The 14397-nt window shown below is 71.8% G+C and carries 11 protein-coding genes; 7 read left to right on the top strand and 4 right to left on the bottom strand.

The annotated features are described in order from the left end of the window. The first annotated feature begins 71 nt into the window (after window positions 1-71). Both IE99_RS0103385 and IE99_RS31660 read left to right on the top strand, forming a co-directional pair. On the top strand, window positions 72-1181 hold the full coding sequence (locus IE99_RS0103385) for a ferritin-like domain-containing protein (protein ID WP_030163553.1): 1110 nt from the start codon (window positions 72-74) through the stop codon (window positions 1179-1181). A gap of 508 nt (window positions 1182-1689) precedes the next feature. Further along, window positions 1690-2271, top strand: coding sequence for a septal ring lytic transglycosylase RlpA family protein (locus IE99_RS31660; RefSeq protein ID WP_030163555.1), 582 nt, complete (start codon window positions 1690-1692; stop codon window positions 2269-2271). Here the strand turns inward: IE99_RS31660 and IE99_RS28785 are convergent. After that, window positions 2250-3146 (bottom strand): alpha/beta hydrolase, encoded by an 897-nt coding sequence (locus IE99_RS28785; protein ID WP_051711901.1) that lies wholly within the window; start codon window positions 3144-3146, stop codon window positions 2250-2252. The two genes, IE99_RS31660 and IE99_RS28785, sit on opposite strands and share 22 nt — an antisense overlap. A 231-nt stretch (window positions 3147-3377) precedes the next feature. Here IE99_RS28785 and IE99_RS0103400 point away from each other — a divergent pair, with 231 nt between their 5' ends. Next, window positions 3378-3740 carry a YkvA family protein gene (locus IE99_RS0103400; RefSeq protein WP_030163558.1) on the top strand — a complete coding sequence of 121 codons (363 nt, stop codon included), beginning with the start codon at window positions 3378-3380 and terminating at the stop codon, window positions 3738-3740. On the opposite strand, the gene IE99_RS0103405 is transcribed toward IE99_RS0103400, so the two are convergent. Further along, window positions 3733-4470: an IclR family transcriptional regulator gene (locus tag IE99_RS0103405; protein WP_030163560.1), complete on the bottom strand. Its 738-nt coding sequence runs from the start codon at window positions 4468-4470 to the stop codon at window positions 3733-3735. The two genes, IE99_RS0103400 and IE99_RS0103405, sit on opposite strands and share 8 nt — an antisense overlap. A 348-nt stretch (window positions 4471-4818) precedes the next feature. Here IE99_RS0103405 and IE99_RS31665 point away from each other — a divergent pair, with 348 nt between their 5' ends. The 4 genes from IE99_RS31665 to IE99_RS0103425 all read left to right on the top strand — a co-directional run bounded on the left by IE99_RS31665 (window position 4819) and on the right by IE99_RS0103425 (window position 11261). Continuing rightward, window positions 4819-5592 carry a hypothetical protein gene (locus IE99_RS31665; RefSeq protein WP_030163562.1) on the top strand — a complete coding sequence of 258 codons (774 nt, stop codon included), beginning with the start codon at window positions 4819-4821 and terminating at the stop codon, window positions 5590-5592. Window positions 5593-5770: 178 nt separating this feature from the next. Next, a complete protein-coding gene (locus IE99_RS0103415; protein WP_030163564.1) occupies window positions 5771-7567 on the top strand; it encodes a fatty acyl-AMP ligase in 1797 nt (598 codons plus the stop codon). A gap of 60 nt (window positions 7568-7627) precedes the next feature. Continuing rightward, a complete protein-coding gene (locus tag IE99_RS0103420) occupies window positions 7628-10234 on the top strand; it encodes an MMPL family transporter (RefSeq protein WP_030163566.1) in 2607 nt (868 codons plus the stop codon). Continuing rightward, on the top strand, window positions 10224-11261 hold the full coding sequence (locus tag IE99_RS0103425) for an alpha/beta hydrolase (protein ID WP_030163568.1): 1038 nt from the start codon (window positions 10224-10226) through the stop codon (window positions 11259-11261). The genes IE99_RS0103420 and IE99_RS0103425 overlap by 11 nt, the downstream gene beginning before the upstream one ends. Before the next feature lie 5 nt (window positions 11262-11266). Here the strand turns inward: IE99_RS0103425 and IE99_RS0103430 are convergent, their stop codons facing one another. After that, a complete protein-coding gene (locus tag IE99_RS0103430) occupies window positions 11267-12511 on the bottom strand; it encodes a glycosyltransferase (RefSeq protein ID WP_030163570.1) in 1245 nt (414 codons plus the stop codon). A 22-nt stretch (window positions 12512-12533) separates the two neighbouring features. Further along, complete coding sequence (locus IE99_RS28790) at window positions 12534-14306, bottom strand: MFS transporter (protein WP_245623040.1); 1773 nt, start codon at window positions 14304-14306, stop codon at window positions 12534-12536. Between the last annotated feature and the right edge of the window lie 91 nt (window positions 14307-14397).

A 14397-nucleotide genomic window follows, 5' to 3' on the forward strand; every position in this document is an offset into this window, starting at 1 on the left:
TGTAAAGCAGGTGGGCGGAAAGCGGCATGCCGCACCGGAGCGGCGCCCCGGCCCGGAGGAGGCTTCACCCCGTGAGTTCCTACGACTTCTACTCCACCCCCGTCCCGACGGAGACGTGGAACGTCCCCATGGCGGGAGAGACCCGCTTCACCTGGGAGTACGACGAGAGCCGCGACCGGCTGCTCAGCCTCTACCAGAAGGGCAAGGACAAGCAGTGGGACGCGCAGAAGCGCATCGACTGGGACCTCGAGGTCGACCCGCTCAACGTGGCCGGGCTGCCGGACAACTTCAACCCGCTCCTCGGATCCGATATCTGGGAGAAGATGTCGCAGAAGGAGCGCGACGAGTTCGGCCGGCATCAGGGCGCGTGGCTGTTCAGCCAGTTCCTGCACGGTGAGCAGGGGGCGCTGAACGTCTCCGCGCGCATCGTCCAGACCGTCCCGGACCTCGACTCGAAGTTCTACGCCGCCACCCAGACGATGGACGAGGCGCGGCACGTGGAGCTCTACGGGAAGTTCGTGCACGAGAAGATCGGCATGTACTACCCCATCAACCAGGACCTCGCGAAGCTGCTCGCCGAGTCCCTGGAGGACAGCCGCTGGGACCTGCCCTACCTCGGCATGCAGGTCCTCATCGAGGGCCTCGCGCTCGCCGCGTTCGGCCTCTACCGCGACCTGTCGACGAACCCGCTGGTGAAGCAGCTCCTCGCCTATGTCATGCAGGACGAGGCGCGCCACGTCGCGTTCGGGCGGCTCGCGCTGAAGGACTACTACGCCGAGCTCACCTCGAAGGAGCGGGCGGAGCGCGAGGAGTTCGTCGTCGAGGGCTGCTACCTGATGCGCGACCGGTTCAAGGGCCGCGAGATCTTCGAGCAGCTCGACATGCCGGTCGCCGAATGCATGGAGTACGTCGACAACTCGGACATGTACACGCTGTACCAGTCGCTGCTCTTCAGCCGGATCGTCCCGTGCGTCCGGGACGTGGGCCTGTGGGGTGACAAGGTGCAGGCCGCATATGAGGACATGGGCGTCCTCGACAACGCCAAGGCCGATCTCGAAGCGCTCATGAAGCAGGACGAGGAGATCGCCGAAAAGGTCGATGAAGAGAAGTACGCGGCCGAGCTCGCCGCGCGCCAGAAGGAGGTCGACGCGGCGATCGCGCTCGGCGGATCCGAGGTGTAGCGCCGGCGCGCCCGCGCTGCGGACGGCACCGCGGCGGGCTGGAAAAATACGGCGAGGCGGGGCGTTTTCCCAGGTTAACGACATCTGGGGAGGCGCCCCGTTTCGCATTGTTATCGCGGCGAGATCGGCACTTACACAATATGTAAAGTTGATCTACGAAGCCCGTCACACAATGCAGTTGATCGACTCCGGAGCGCAAAAAAACGGGTGACAAAGCCCACAAAGAGCGGCCCTGCGGTTGTTTCACGCCGACGGCCGCGTACGGTCAAGGACTTGTGCGGCGCAGTCGAGATGCCTAAATGAAGATTCCTCATTCGCCGCACTGACCGGATGCCGGTTCCGCACTGACGCGGACGCGCCCAAGACGGTGGCGCGAGGCGGGCACCGAGGCCCGCATGCGGCACACGGATCGGGGACCCCTGAGCGGTGTCGCCCGGCCGTGCCCGCGCGACGGCGGTTTCGACCCGCCTGGCGTCCGGGGCCATGTCCCCGATCAAAGGATCCTTCTGTGAGCAGCCCGCTCGAGCGCCGTAAGCACGCACGCCTTCGCACCGTCCTGCTCGCCTCCGGCACGGCCTTCGCCGTCGTCGCGGCGGGAGTGTGGATCATCCTCAACGGCGGGAACGGCCCATCCGACACCGCCCGCGCGGCCGAGTCCGCGCCGAAGGCGACCGCCCCGCTCGCGGACGCGAGCCAGACCGCGCCGCGCCCCGCGACCCGCGTCGCGAAACCGCGGCCGAAGAAGGTCGCGACGAAGCCCAAGCACAAGCCGAAGAAGAAGTCGCGCGCGCCCAGGGTGGTGCGCACGGGCTCCTGCCAGGCCTCCTACTACGGCGAGGGGCAGACGACCGCCAACGGCGAGGCGTTCGACCCGTCCGAGATGACCGCGGCCCACAAGACGCTGCGCTTCGGCACCCGGGTCCGCGTGACGAACAAGAAGAACGGCCGTACGGTCACCGTCCGCATCAACGACCGCGGCCCGTACATCAGCGGCCGCTGCCTCGACCTGTCGACCGCCGCGATGCGCGCGGTCGGCGGCACGAGCTCGGGTGTGATCCCGGTCCGCTATCAGGTGCTCGCCCGCCACTGATCCCGGGCGACGTGACCCACCAGGTGGACGGCGTCCTCCATGTCCGGGACCGTGAGCTCCACCGGCACATCACCGCCGGTGACGCGCTGACGGAACCAGTCGGTGAGGACGCCGTCCACCCGCACGGCGTCGGTGATCGGAGGCAGCGCCTCCGTGCCGGGCTCGGCCGCGAGGGCGTGCCCCATCCGGAACGTCGCGGTCTCGGCGTCGGGCAGCAGCTCGCCCAGCCCCGTGACCTCGCGCGGCGGGACGACCCGGTCGCGGGCGCCCGCGACGAGCAGCAGCGGCACCCCGTGCATCCGCGCCGCGAGCCGGCGCAGATCGAGCCGCTCGGCGAGCAGGGCGGCCTCGTCGGTCCACCGGTTCTCGCGGCCCGCGCGCCGCTCCACCGCGCTCGCCGCCCGCGCCGGCGCCACGACCGGCGCCACCACCGCCGCCGCGCTCACCGGCACGACCCGCCGCGCCACCGCGAGCAGCGCCGCGGACCCGCCCGTGCTGAACCCGGCGAGCCCCACCGGCCCGTCCGGCACCCCGAGCAGCCCGCCCAGCTCCGCCACCAGGCCGGGCAGCCGCGCCACCGACTGCTCGACGGCGTCGGCGAACGCCTCGACGGCCTCGCTCTCCAGGATCGCGCCCGACTCGAGCCCCGCCACCGGACGTCCGGGCAGGTCGACGTAGATCCGCCAGGCGGGCACGCCCGTCATTGGCAGCGCGGCCGCCAGCGCGCGCGCCGTGCGCGGTGGATCGAAGCCGGGCCACGCCACGATCAGCCGGGTCGGCCCGGCCGCGGCGTCCACCGCGGTCGGCGGCAGCGCCACGAAGGCGACATCGGAAACGGTTCCATGGACAGGCCGGTACGGACGGTCGCCGCTCATGTCAGCTCCTGCATAGGGGGCCGGGGAGGCGGCGCTCCTCCCGCGAACCCGGAGGTTCCCGGGCCCATGGTTCCAGCCGACGCGCCGGAGGGCCCGGCGAAACGGCGAACGGTGAGGAAGAACTCACCTCCGGTAACACCCGCGCCAGGGAACAAAACGGAGGCCGCCCACGTCCTAGAGAGTCGTGGGCGCCGCGGGGGCGCGCCCGCCCCAACGTTCAGAGGAGACCCTGTGGACAAGAAGCGCAGCGCGGCCGCCGCCGGTCAGGCGTGGGCGATCTACAGCGAGACCCAGCGGCCCGGCGCCCCGGGATTCTGGGAGCGGTTCCGCGCCGTCCCCCGGATGATGAAGGCCGTCCTGGGCGGCCGCTACAAGGGCATGTCCGTCCGCACCCTCGGCCTGCTCGGCCTCGGGCTGGTCTACATCGTCTCCCCGATCGACGGCATCCCCGACATGCTCCCGATCGCGGGGCTCGTGGACGACACCGGCATCGCCCTGTGGCTGTTCGCCGTCCTCGTGCGGTCGGCGGGCGACTTCGTCGCCTGGGAACGTTCCGCGCGGCCCACCGTCATCGTCGGCGAGCCCGTCAGCTGAGCTCCTTCGCGAACCGCTCCGCCGCGGTCCGCATGATCGGCACGATCTCGGCGACGGCGTCCCCGGTCATCCGGGCGGACGGCCCCGACACCGACAGCGCGGTCGGCGCGGGCGCGCCCTGGAGCGGCACCGCGACGCACCGCACGCCGACCTCCTGCTCCTCGTCGTCCAGCGCGTAGCCCTGCTCACGGATCCGGGCCAGCTCGGCCACGAGCGCGTCCGGATCCGTGAACGTGTTCGGCGTCTGCGCCGCCATCCCCGTCCGCGCGACGATCTCCCGGACCCGCCGCTCCGGCAGCTGCGACAGCAGCGCCTTCCCGACCCCCGTGCAGTGCGGCTGGACGCGCCGCCCCACCTCGGTGAACATCCGCATCGAGTGCCGCGAGGGGACCTGCGCGACGTAGACCGCCTCGTCGCCCTCCAGGACGGCCATGTTGGCGGTCTCCCCGACCTCGTCGACGAGCCGCGCCAGCACGGGCCGCGCCCACGTCCCGAGGAGCCGGCCGGCGCCCTCCCCGAGCCGGATCAGCCGCGGCCCCAGCGCGTACCGCTTGGACGGCTCCTGCCGCACGTACCCGCGGTTGACGAGCGTCCGCATGAGCCGGTAGATCGTCGGCATCGGCAGCCCGGACGCCTCCGTCAGCTCCGACAGCGTCAGCTCGCCGCCCGCGTCCGCCAGATGCTCCAGCAACTCGAAGGCGCGCTCCAGCGACCGCACGGCTTCCGCCACCGGCGTCTCCTCTCTCGCGTTCCCGCCGATTGTACGGAGATCCTCTTTCGCTGTGCGAAAGAACGCCGTCCAGGGTTAACCCGATGGCCACCGTGGCTATAACGAGATCACCCCCCATGGACACCGAGGGGGAGCCTGTTGCCGCGCACGACCCGAGCCAGAACGGCCGCAGCCGCCTGCGCGACCCTGCCCCTGCTCCTGGCCGCCCCGCCGGCCCACGCCGACCCGGCGGCCCAGCGCGCCTGCTCGCCATCGCCCCCGACCGGGCACGGGGAGGCCTGCGGCAAGGCGGCTCCGACCACGCCGGAAGCAGACGGATGCACGCGGCCTCCCGCCGGAACCGCTCCATTGCCGGCCCCCAGCGGGGAGCAGGAAGGCGAGCAGGACGCCGACGAGTGCGAGGACCAGAACGCCAAGCCGCCGGAGGCCGGTGGCACACCCGCGCAGTCGGAGACACCCGAGCCGGCCGAGCATCCGGACGCGCCCGCACCGTCGGAGTCGTCCGCGCCTCCAGAGGGACCCGAGCCGGCCGGGCAAACGAATGCGCCCGCGTCGTCGGAGGCGCCCGCGCCCGTGGGGCTCCCGCGGCCGTCGTCGCCGGCGGTCAAGCCGCCGCGGCCGAAGAAGGCGGACGAAGCCGAGGTCGCCGGGGTCGAGTCCGGGACGCCCGTGAGCGGGGCGGTGGCCTGCCGGGCCAGCGAAGGCGGGTATCCCCTTCAGGAAGGCTGCGGCGCGGGGGGCGGCGGTGAGGCCGCCGCGTCCGGTCCGGGTGCGGGGGCGGGCGTGCTGGGACTCGGCCCGGGACCGGTGGCCGGCGCGGGTGGCGGCGTGGGCGGCTCGGGCCTCGTTCCGGTTCCCGAGGTGCGGCCGCCGTCCGTCGTGCCGCCCCAGAAGCCCGTGGCCCTGCCGCCGCCGGTGGGGCCGCCCGGAGGGGGCGGGACGACCCTCCTGGTGCCGGCCGGAGTCGAGCCCGGTGACGCGCTGGACTGGGCCATCGTGATGGGCATCGGCGTCACGGCGGGGATGGCGCTGCTGTGGGGCGCCGCGTGCGCGGGGCTGTGGCGGCGGCGGATCGAGCTCGCGCGCGCCGGCGGACGGCCGGGCGGCTTGTCACGGGGGTGACAAAGCGACCCGTGCGTAATGTGGTCCCGGGCTAATATCGCCAGATGTCTACCTTCGGGTAGCTTGCGATCATTGCCGGGGGGCGTTGGACAGCGCCGTCCGGCTGATGGAGATCCCCGCCGGCGACGCCCGCGTCCGATGGCCTCGCCCGGCCCCTTCCCCTCGGGAGAATGATCCAATGGCACTGGGTTCGCTGCTTCCCGAACTGCTGCCCGGAGGTTCCGGCCGTACCCCGCTGATCGAGCGGATCGCCCGGTGGGCGGAGGAGAAGCCGGAAGCCCCGGCCTACACCTTCGTCGACTACTCGATCGACCCCGCCGGCGTGAAGATCACGGCGGACTGGGCGGAGACGCACCTGCGGGCGCGGGCGACGGCGGCGCGCCTGCGGCAGGTCGCCGCGCCCGGCGACCGCGCCGCGCTGCTGCTTCCGCAGACGCTCGAGTACATGATGACGATGCTCGGCGCGATGTACGCCCACGTCGTCGCGGTGCCGCTGTTCTCGCCGGATCTGCCCGGCCACGCCGACCGCCTGATCGGCGCCTACACCGACGCCGAACCCGCCGTCATCGTGACGACGCGCAACGCGCTGCCGCACGTGGAGAAGTTCCTCGCCGACCACGACGTCCCGCAGCCGAAGGAGATCATGTTCGCGGAGGAGGTCGACCTCGCCCTCGCGGACACCTGGACGGACGAGCCGATCGACTTCGACGACCTCGCGTACCTGCAGTACACGTCCGGGTCCACGCGGCGCCCCGCCGGAGTCGAGATCACGCACGGGAACGTGACGGCGAACGCCGCGCAGCTGTGGGCCGGCTGGGCGCCGGACCGCCCGACGCCGGAACTCGTGAGCTGGCTGCCGCTGTTCCACGACATGGGCCTGATCTCGACGATGGCGCTGCCGCTGGTGAACGGCGACCACGCGATCTACACCGACCCGGTGTCGTTCATCATGAACCCGGTGCGGTGGCTGGAGCTGATCGCGGAGCGTCCGGCGAAGAACGTCTACACGGCGGGGCCGAACTTCGCCTACGAGTACGTGGCGTCCATGGTGCCGCCGGAGCGGATCGCGGAGCTGGACCTGTCCGGCCTGACGACCTGCCTCAACGGGGCGGAGCCGATCCGCACGTCCACGCTGGAGATGTTCGCGGAGGCGCTCGCGCCGGCCGGGCTGCGGCCGGGTGCGCAGGCCCCCGGGTACGGGCTGGCGGAGGCGACGGTGTTCGTCACCGCCCACGCCGAGGACGCGCCGCCGCGGGTCCTGTCCGTGGACCGGGAGGGGCTCACGCAGGGCGAACTGCGGCTGTGCGAGCCGGACGCCGAGCGCGCGACGTCGCTGGTGTCGTGCGGCGGGCCGTCCGGGCAGATCGTCGCGATCGTCGACCCGGACACGCGGCTGGAGCAGCCGGACGGGCGCGTCGGCGAGATCTGGGTGCACGGCCCGAACTGCGCGCCCGGCTACTGGCGCAACTCCGAGCGCAGCCAGGACACCTTCGGCGGCGAGCTCGCCGAAGCCGGTGGGCTGCCGGTGGGGCCGTGGATGAAGACCGGCGACTACGGCGTCCTCCACGAGGGCGAGCTGTACGTCACCGGCCGCATCAAGGACCTCATCATCGTGGACGGCCGCAACCACTACCCGCAGGACATCGAGGTCACCGCGCAGGAGGCCCACCCCGCGATCCGCCCCGACCACGTCGCGGCGTTCGCGCTGACCGGCGACGAGACCGAGCGGCTCGTCGTCGTCGCGGAGCGGAACCGGCGCGTGCCGCTCGGGACGCTCGACATCGACGAGGTGGAGTCGGCGGTGCGCGGCGCCATCAACGTCGAGCACGAGATGAGCGTGCACGAGTTCGTGCTGATCGAGCCGGGCGGCGTGTCCCGGACGTCCAGCGGCAAGATCGCGCGGGCGGCGACGAAGCAGCGTTTCCTCGACGGCGCCCTGCCAACGACCCAGGCGCGTCTCGCGTTTCGTAAGTAGCGATACGCACCGTTCGGCCGCCGCGACGTGTCGCGGCGGCCGTCATCACTCAGGAGGAACATGCTTTCGGGGCTGGGGCTCGTCATCCATCGGCGGCGATGGATCAGTCTCGTCCTGATCCTCGTGATGACGGTCCTGGCGGGCGGCTGGGGCCTCGGCGTCTTCGCCAAGTTCAAGGCGGGCGGCTTCGAGGACCCGAACGCGTCGTCCACGCTCGTCGCCAAGCTCGGCGCCACGTACTTCGGCAGCACCAACCCGGACGTGCTGGTCCTCTACAGCAGCGACACGCTGACCGTGGACGACCCGGAGTACCTGGCGAGCGTCGTCCCGACGGTGGCGCGGCTGCCGAAGGACCGGGTCGCCGAGTTCAGCACGTTCTGGTCGTTCGATGACAAGAAGTACGCGGACCGCCTGGCCTCGCACGACCGGCGGCAGACGTTCGTCGCCATCAAGCTGCAGGGCAAGGACGACCCCACCAAGCTCGAGAACTACGACTACATCAAGGAGCGGCTGGCCGCCCCCGGGCTGACCGTGCGGTTCGGCGGCAGCGTCCCGCTCGGCCAGGAGTTCGGCGAGCAGGTCGTCCAGGACATCATCCGGGCCGAGACGATCACGATCGGTCCGCTGCTGATCCTGCTGGTGCTGCTGTTCGGGGCGCTGACCGCGTCCGTCCTGCCGATCATCGTGGGGCTGTTCTCGATCATCGGGGGCCTGGCGGTGCTGCACGCCGTCACGTACGTGACGGACGTGACGTCGTTCGCCCTCGAAGTCGTCACGATGATGGGCGTCGGCCTCGCGATCGACTACTCGCTGTTCATCATCAGCCGGTTCCGCGAGGAACTCGACCGCGGCATGGCGGCGCACAAGCTGCCACCCGGCAAGCCCTGGAAGGCGGAACGGGACCGGCGCGCGCGCAAGGCGGCCAAGAAGGCGCACCGGAAGGCGCTCGCGCCGGTGCGCGCGTCCGCCCTCTCCCGGACGATGGCGACGGCGGGCCGCACCATCATGGTCTCCGGCGTCACCGTCTCGGCGGCGCTCGGCGGCCTGCTGCTGTTCCCCCAGATGTTCCTGCGGACGATCGGCCTCGCGGGCATCGCCACCGTCATGGTCGCCGTGTTCGGCGCGACCGTCCTGCTGCCGACCCTCCTCGCCCTGCTCGGCCCGCGCGTCGAGGGCGGCCGGATGCCGTGGCGGCGGCCGAACTCCCGGCGCGCGCGCCGCTCCCCCGACAGCGGGTTCTGGTACCGCCTCGGCAACAGCGTGATGAAGCACCCGCTGCCGTACTTCGCGTTCGTGCTCATCGTCCTCGGCGTCCTGTTCGGCCCGTTCCTGAACGTCCAGTTCGGGAGCGTGGACGCCCGCGTCCTGCCGAAGGACAGCCCCACGCGCGCCGTCGTGGAGACCGTCAAGAAGAACTTCCCGAACGGGTCGGCGGAACCGATCGACGTCGTCGTCTCGGGCGACCTCATCCCGCGCAACTGGCAGCCCAGCCGGAAGGGCGACGTCATCCCGCCCTACCTGGAGGACTTCCGCGAGAAGCTCTCGGATCTGCCGGGCGTGGTGGACGCGGAGATCACCGGCTACTCCGGCGAGTACGGCGGCGTGCGGTTCTCCGTCACGCACAGGTACGAGCCGATGGACGAGAAGGCGCAGGACCTCGTCACGACGATCCGCGACATGGACCTGACCAAGAACGGCTACCCGATGCACATCGACGTCGGGGGGAGCACGGCCGCGCAGATGGACCTGATGTCCAGCCTGATGCGCAGCCTCCCGAAGATGGCGGTCACCGTCGGGGTCGCGACGTTCGTCCTGCTGTTCATGTTCTTCGGGTCGATCGTCCTGCCGCTGAAGGCCATCGTCATGAACGTCCTGTCGATCGGGGCGTCGTTCGGCGCGATCGTGTGGGGGTTCCAGTACGGGCACCTCGCCGGGCTGCTGGACTTCACCCCGACCGGCGGCGTCGAGGCCACCAGCATGATCCTCATCCTGGCGGTCGTGTTCGGGCTGTCCATGGACTACGAGGTCTTCCTGCTCTCCCGCATCCGGGAGGAGTGGGACAAGACCCATGACAACCGGAAGGCCGTCGCGGCCGGCATGCAGCACACCGGCAGCATCATCACCAGTGCCGCGCTGCTCTTCCTCGTCGTCATCGGCGCGTTCGGCATGGCCGGCATCACGGTCGTGAAGCTCATCGGCGTCGGCATGTTCGTCGCCGTCGTGGTGGACGCGGCGCTCGTCCGGTCGCTGCTCGTGCCCGCCACGATGCGGTTCATGGGCGCCGCGAACTGGTGGCTGCCTGGCCCGCTCGCCGGCCTGCACGCCCGCATGGACCTGCGGGAGCGCAGCGACCTGCCGGACCCGTCGGCCCCGAAGGTCGTCGCGGCGGCGCCCCCGCTGCCCGCCGACCAGCCGTTCCCGTATGCGATCCATTGGGAACAGCCCGGCGCGGGCTCGGGCGGAGACCCCGCCGCCGAAGCCCCGCCCGCCCCGCGACACGCACCACCCGTTCCCACCCCGGAACCCAAGGCGCCCTGGGCACCGTGGGCCGACGGCCCGCCGCGGCCGCGTCCCCGCTCCGCCCCGGCCGCCGTCCGCGAGATCGTGCCCGCCCCGGACGGCTCGGGGTGGCGCTGGAGGAACAGTGAAGAGAACGATGTCAGCTGAGTCGCGTCGCCGTACCGCCCGGCGGGCCTGGTCCGTCCTGGCCGGTACCGCCGTCGCCGGTACGGCCGCGGTCCCCCTGACCGCGCTCCCCGCGGAGGCCGCCGGGTTCCGGCCGGCCGACACGGGCGCGCGGATCCTCAGCTACAAGTGGCTGAACAAGGGCAAGACCGCGTTCGACTTCCGCGTGCAGTCCCCGTCTTTGGGCTCGGCCCAGAACGTCCGGGTCCTCCTGCCGAAGGGCTGGAAGAACAACTCGCGGCAGAGCTGGCCGGTCGTGTACGCCTACCACGGCGGCAACGACAACTGGACGTCCTGGACGCGCCAGAAGAGCACCGACATCGAGGCCCTCTCGCGTAAATGGGGCGTCATGGTCGTGATGCCGGAGGGCGCGAACGGCTCCTACACGAACTGGTACAACGGCGGCCGGGGCGGCACCCCGAAGTGGGAGGACTTCCACCTCCGCGAGGTCCGTCAGCTGATGGAGCGCAACTTCCAGGCGGGCGGGTCCCGCGCCGCGATGGGCATCTCGTCCGGCGCGCAGGGCGCCTGCACCTACCCCGGGCGCGCGCCCGGCATGTTCCGGTTCGCCGCCTGCTTCAGCGGCATCCTGTCGATGAGCTCGCCAGGCATCCCGTCCCTGCTGATGTACACGAACACCACCAACGGCCAGAACCCGTACGACATCTGGGGCTCGCCGCTGCTCAACAGGGCCAACTGGGACGCGCACGACCCGATCAAGCTGCTGCCGAAGATGCGGTCGACGCGGTTCTACGTGTCGTCCGGGACGACGGGCCGGCGCGGCCCGCTCGACCCGGAGAACATCGCCCCCTGGGACATCGGCTACATCAGCGAGAAGGCGATCGGCCCGACCGTGCAGGCGTTCGCGGCGGAGGCGAAGCGGCAGCGGGTCCCGATCATCGCGAACGTCTACGGCGACGGCCGGCACTCCTGGCCGTACTGGAAGCGCGAGATGCACAGCGCGTGGCCGCACATGATGAAGGCGCTCGGCGCCCGGCAGGCGAGGTGACCCGCTCAGGCGAGTAGCCGGTCGACGACCTCGATCGCGCGCGCGACGCCGTCCTCGGCCCGGAGCTCCCGGCCGAGGGCGGCGGCGTTCCCGGCGAGGTCCGGGTCGCCGGCGGCGCGGCGGATCCTCCCGGCCAGCCGGGCGACGGTCATCGCCGTGAACGGCAGCGGCCGGGGCCCGGCGCCGAGCGCCGCGACCCGCTCGCCCCAGTACGGCTGGTCGCCGAAGAACGGGCACACGACCGTCGGGACGCCCGCGCGCAGGCCCGCCGCGGTCGTCCCCGCGCCGCCGTGGTGGACGACCGCCGCCATGCGCGGGAACAGCCACGAGTGCGGGACGTCCCGGACGGCGAGCACGTCGTCGTCGGAGGTTTCCGGGTCGCCCTGCACGACGCCGCGCGCCCCGGCGAGGCGCAGGGCGGTGCGGACGACGCGTCCGGTCATGGCGGCGTCCTTCGGGACCATGCTGCCGAACCCGACGTAGACGGGCGGCGGCCCGGCGTCGAGGAAGGCGGTGAGGTCGGCCGGGGGCTCCCAGCGCGGCTCGTCCAGGAACCAGTACCCGGTCATGTGGACATTGGGCGGCCAGTCCTTCGGCCGCGGCACGACGGCGGGGCTGAAGCAGGCGAGGACGGGCGTGCCGTCCCGCCGGACGGCCGCCATCGGCCCCCGCAGGGAGAGGCGGCCGAGGCCCAGCGCGCCGCTCCGCCACGGGTCGATGAACGGCCGGGCGAGCTGCCAGGCGATCTGGTCGACGGCGCGGAAGCTGGCGCGGTTCCCGAGCGGCCCGAGCAGCCGTGCCCGCGGGACGAACGGGTGCGGGAACGCGCCGGTCGGCTGGCTCGGCTGGAAATGAATGAGCGCCCAGGGCACGCCGAGATGCTCGCCGATGTGCCGGGGCAGGAATCCGAGGGTGGGGCCGAGAATGAGATCGGCGCCCTTACAGGCGTCCAGTGACTCGGTCAGCAGCCGTTCGGCCATCGGTCCGAGAATGCGCCGGAAGCCGCGGAGGAATTTCACCGGGTCGCGTCCGCCGGCGAGCAGTTCCTGGCCGGCGTCCGATTCGAGGATCTCGGTCGGGTCGGCGGTCAGCGGCGCCAGGTCGAGGCCCGCGGCGAGCGCCATCGGCGCGTACCGGGCGCTCGCCACGAGCCGGACCTCACGGCCCCGGGCGCGCAGCTCCCGTCCGAGCGCGACGCACGGCTGGATGTCGCCCCGCGACCCGGCCGCGAAGATCACGATCCGCTTCATCGCTGCCTCTCGAAGGTCGGGGTCACCAGGTGGGGGTACGGGGGGTGGGGCCGCTGGGCGGGTCTTCCCCGGGGGTGTACGGGCGGTAGAAGCCCTCCGGGGGGTCGGGGAGGTCCTCGTCGTCGTCGCCGCGGGGGGGAGCGGTCGGGGGCGGGGACGCCGGCGCGGGCGGCCACGCGGTGGGCGGTCGCGACGGGAACACCGTCGCCGACGGCTCGGGCGCGGGGGTCGGCGGGGTGCCGGACGCGTTGTCCTCGGGCGAGGGCGTGTCCGTCCACCAGTGCGGTCCGGGGGACGGTGTGTCGGGCATGTCGTCCATGTCGAACCAGTCGTGGGGGGTCGGAGCGGACATCATGAGCGGCTGGGACGTGATCGGCAGGCCGTCCCGGGGTGTCATGCGGGCGCCCGCGAGGACGGGCTCGCGCTTCCTCTGCGGCCGGTCGTCGACCAGCGGCGGCTGCTTGCCGTGCTTCGGGCCGAGCCAGCCGCGCCGGCTGGGCAGCGTGATACCGCAGATCACCCCGCCGATGAGGACGAGGACGGCGCCGAGGACCAGGCCGGAGGCGGTGCCGTGCCGGAACGTCTCCAGCTCGGCGGCGTCCGCGCCCTTCTCCGGGATGGAGTGGACGAGGAGGCCGACGATCGCGATGCCGAACGCGCCGGACGCCTCGCGGATGACGTTGATGATGCCGCTCGCGACGCCCGCCTGCTCCTCCGGAACGGCCTTGAGGACGTACATGACCAGCGGCATCCCCATCGCGGCGCCGACGCCGACGATCATGACGCCGGGCATCAGCTCGGCGTAGCCGTCGCCGCGCTGCAGCATGGAGAACAGGAACATGCCGAGGGCCATGAGGGCCATGCCGCCGCCGATGGCGGGCCGGGGGCCGAGCTTGGCGGCGAGCCAGAACGCGACGGGCGTCATCACGATGATCGCGATGGACGGCGGCAGCATGACCAGGCCGGCCTGGGGCGGGTCGAAGCCGAGGAAGCGCTGCAGGAACGTCGCCGAGTAGAAGATCATCCCGTTGAAGCCGATGCCGTAGAGCATCTGGGCGAGCAGCCCGCCGGTGAACACCCGGTTCCGGAAGAAGCGCAGGTTGATCATCGGGTCGGGCGCCCAGCTCTCCACCATGATGAAGCACACGAACGCGATGGCGGCGAGGGCGAAGACGCTGACCACGGACGGTTCGAGCCAGCCGTGCTTGCGTCCGGCCTCGATGCCGTAGATGAACGCGAACAGCATCGTCGCGGAGATCAGCACGCCGGGCAGGTCGACGCTGGCGTCGGCGTTCTCGCCCTTGCCGGTGAGGACGACCATGCCGAGCAGGATGACGAGCACGCCCGGGACGATGTTGATCAGGAAGATCCAGCCCCAGTCCCAGCGGTCGACGATGATGCCGCCGATGGTGGGGCCGAGCGCGGTGGCGCAGGCCCCGGCGCCGACCCAGACGATCGTGCCGAGGGAGCGCTGCTTGTCGTTGCGCCCGACGGTCACCATGACCTGCGTGGCGGGCAGCGCGAGCGCGGCGCCGGCGCCCTGCGCGATGCGGGCGAGGATCAGCGTGGAGGTGTCGGGGGCGAGGCCGCAGACGGCGGACGCGATCGTGAAGATCGTCATGCCGGAGACGAACGTGACGCGGCAGCCGTAGATGTCGGTGAGCCGCCCGCCCGCGATCATCAGGCAGGAGAACATCAGGATGTAGCCGGTGGCGACCCAGTCCTTGGCGGAGTTCGACATGCCGAGGTCGTCGATGATCGCGGGCAGCGCGTTGGCGACCACCGTGTTGTCCATGGTGATCATGAATGCGCTGACGGCCACCACCGCCAGCGCCCACCGGTATCGGCCGCGGGTCACCTGATCGCGCGGCGGGGCGTCCGGAACT

This window comes from Spirillospora albida (assembly GCF_000718255.1).
Classification (GTDB): domain Bacteria; phylum Actinomycetota; class Actinomycetes; order Streptosporangiales; family Streptosporangiaceae; genus Spirillospora; species Spirillospora albida.

Excerpts from the sequence above, each read along its gene's own strand:
- IE99_RS28785 (WP_051711901.1), bottom strand. The coding sequence starts at position 3,146 with ATGAGCGGCGACCGTCCGTACCGGCCTGTCCATGGAACCGTTTCCGAT.
- IE99_RS0103415 (WP_030163564.1), top strand. The coding sequence starts at position 5,771 with ATGGCACTGGGTTCGCTGCTTCCCGAACTGCTGCCCGGAGGTTCCGGC.
- IE99_RS0103420 (WP_030163566.1), top strand. The coding sequence starts at position 7,628 with ATGCTTTCGGGGCTGGGGCTCGTCATCCATCGGCGGCGATGGATCAGT.
- IE99_RS0103425 (WP_030163568.1), top strand. The coding sequence starts at position 10,224 with ATGTCAGCTGAGTCGCGTCGCCGTACCGCCCGGCGGGCCTGGTCCGTC.
- IE99_RS0103430 (WP_030163570.1), bottom strand. The coding sequence starts at position 12,511 with ATGAAGCGGATCGTGATCTTCGCGGCCGGGTCGCGGGGCGACATCCAG.
- IE99_RS28790 (WP_245623040.1), bottom strand. The coding sequence starts at position 14,306 with ATGGACAACACGGTGGTCGCCAACGCGCTGCCCGCGATCATCGACGAC.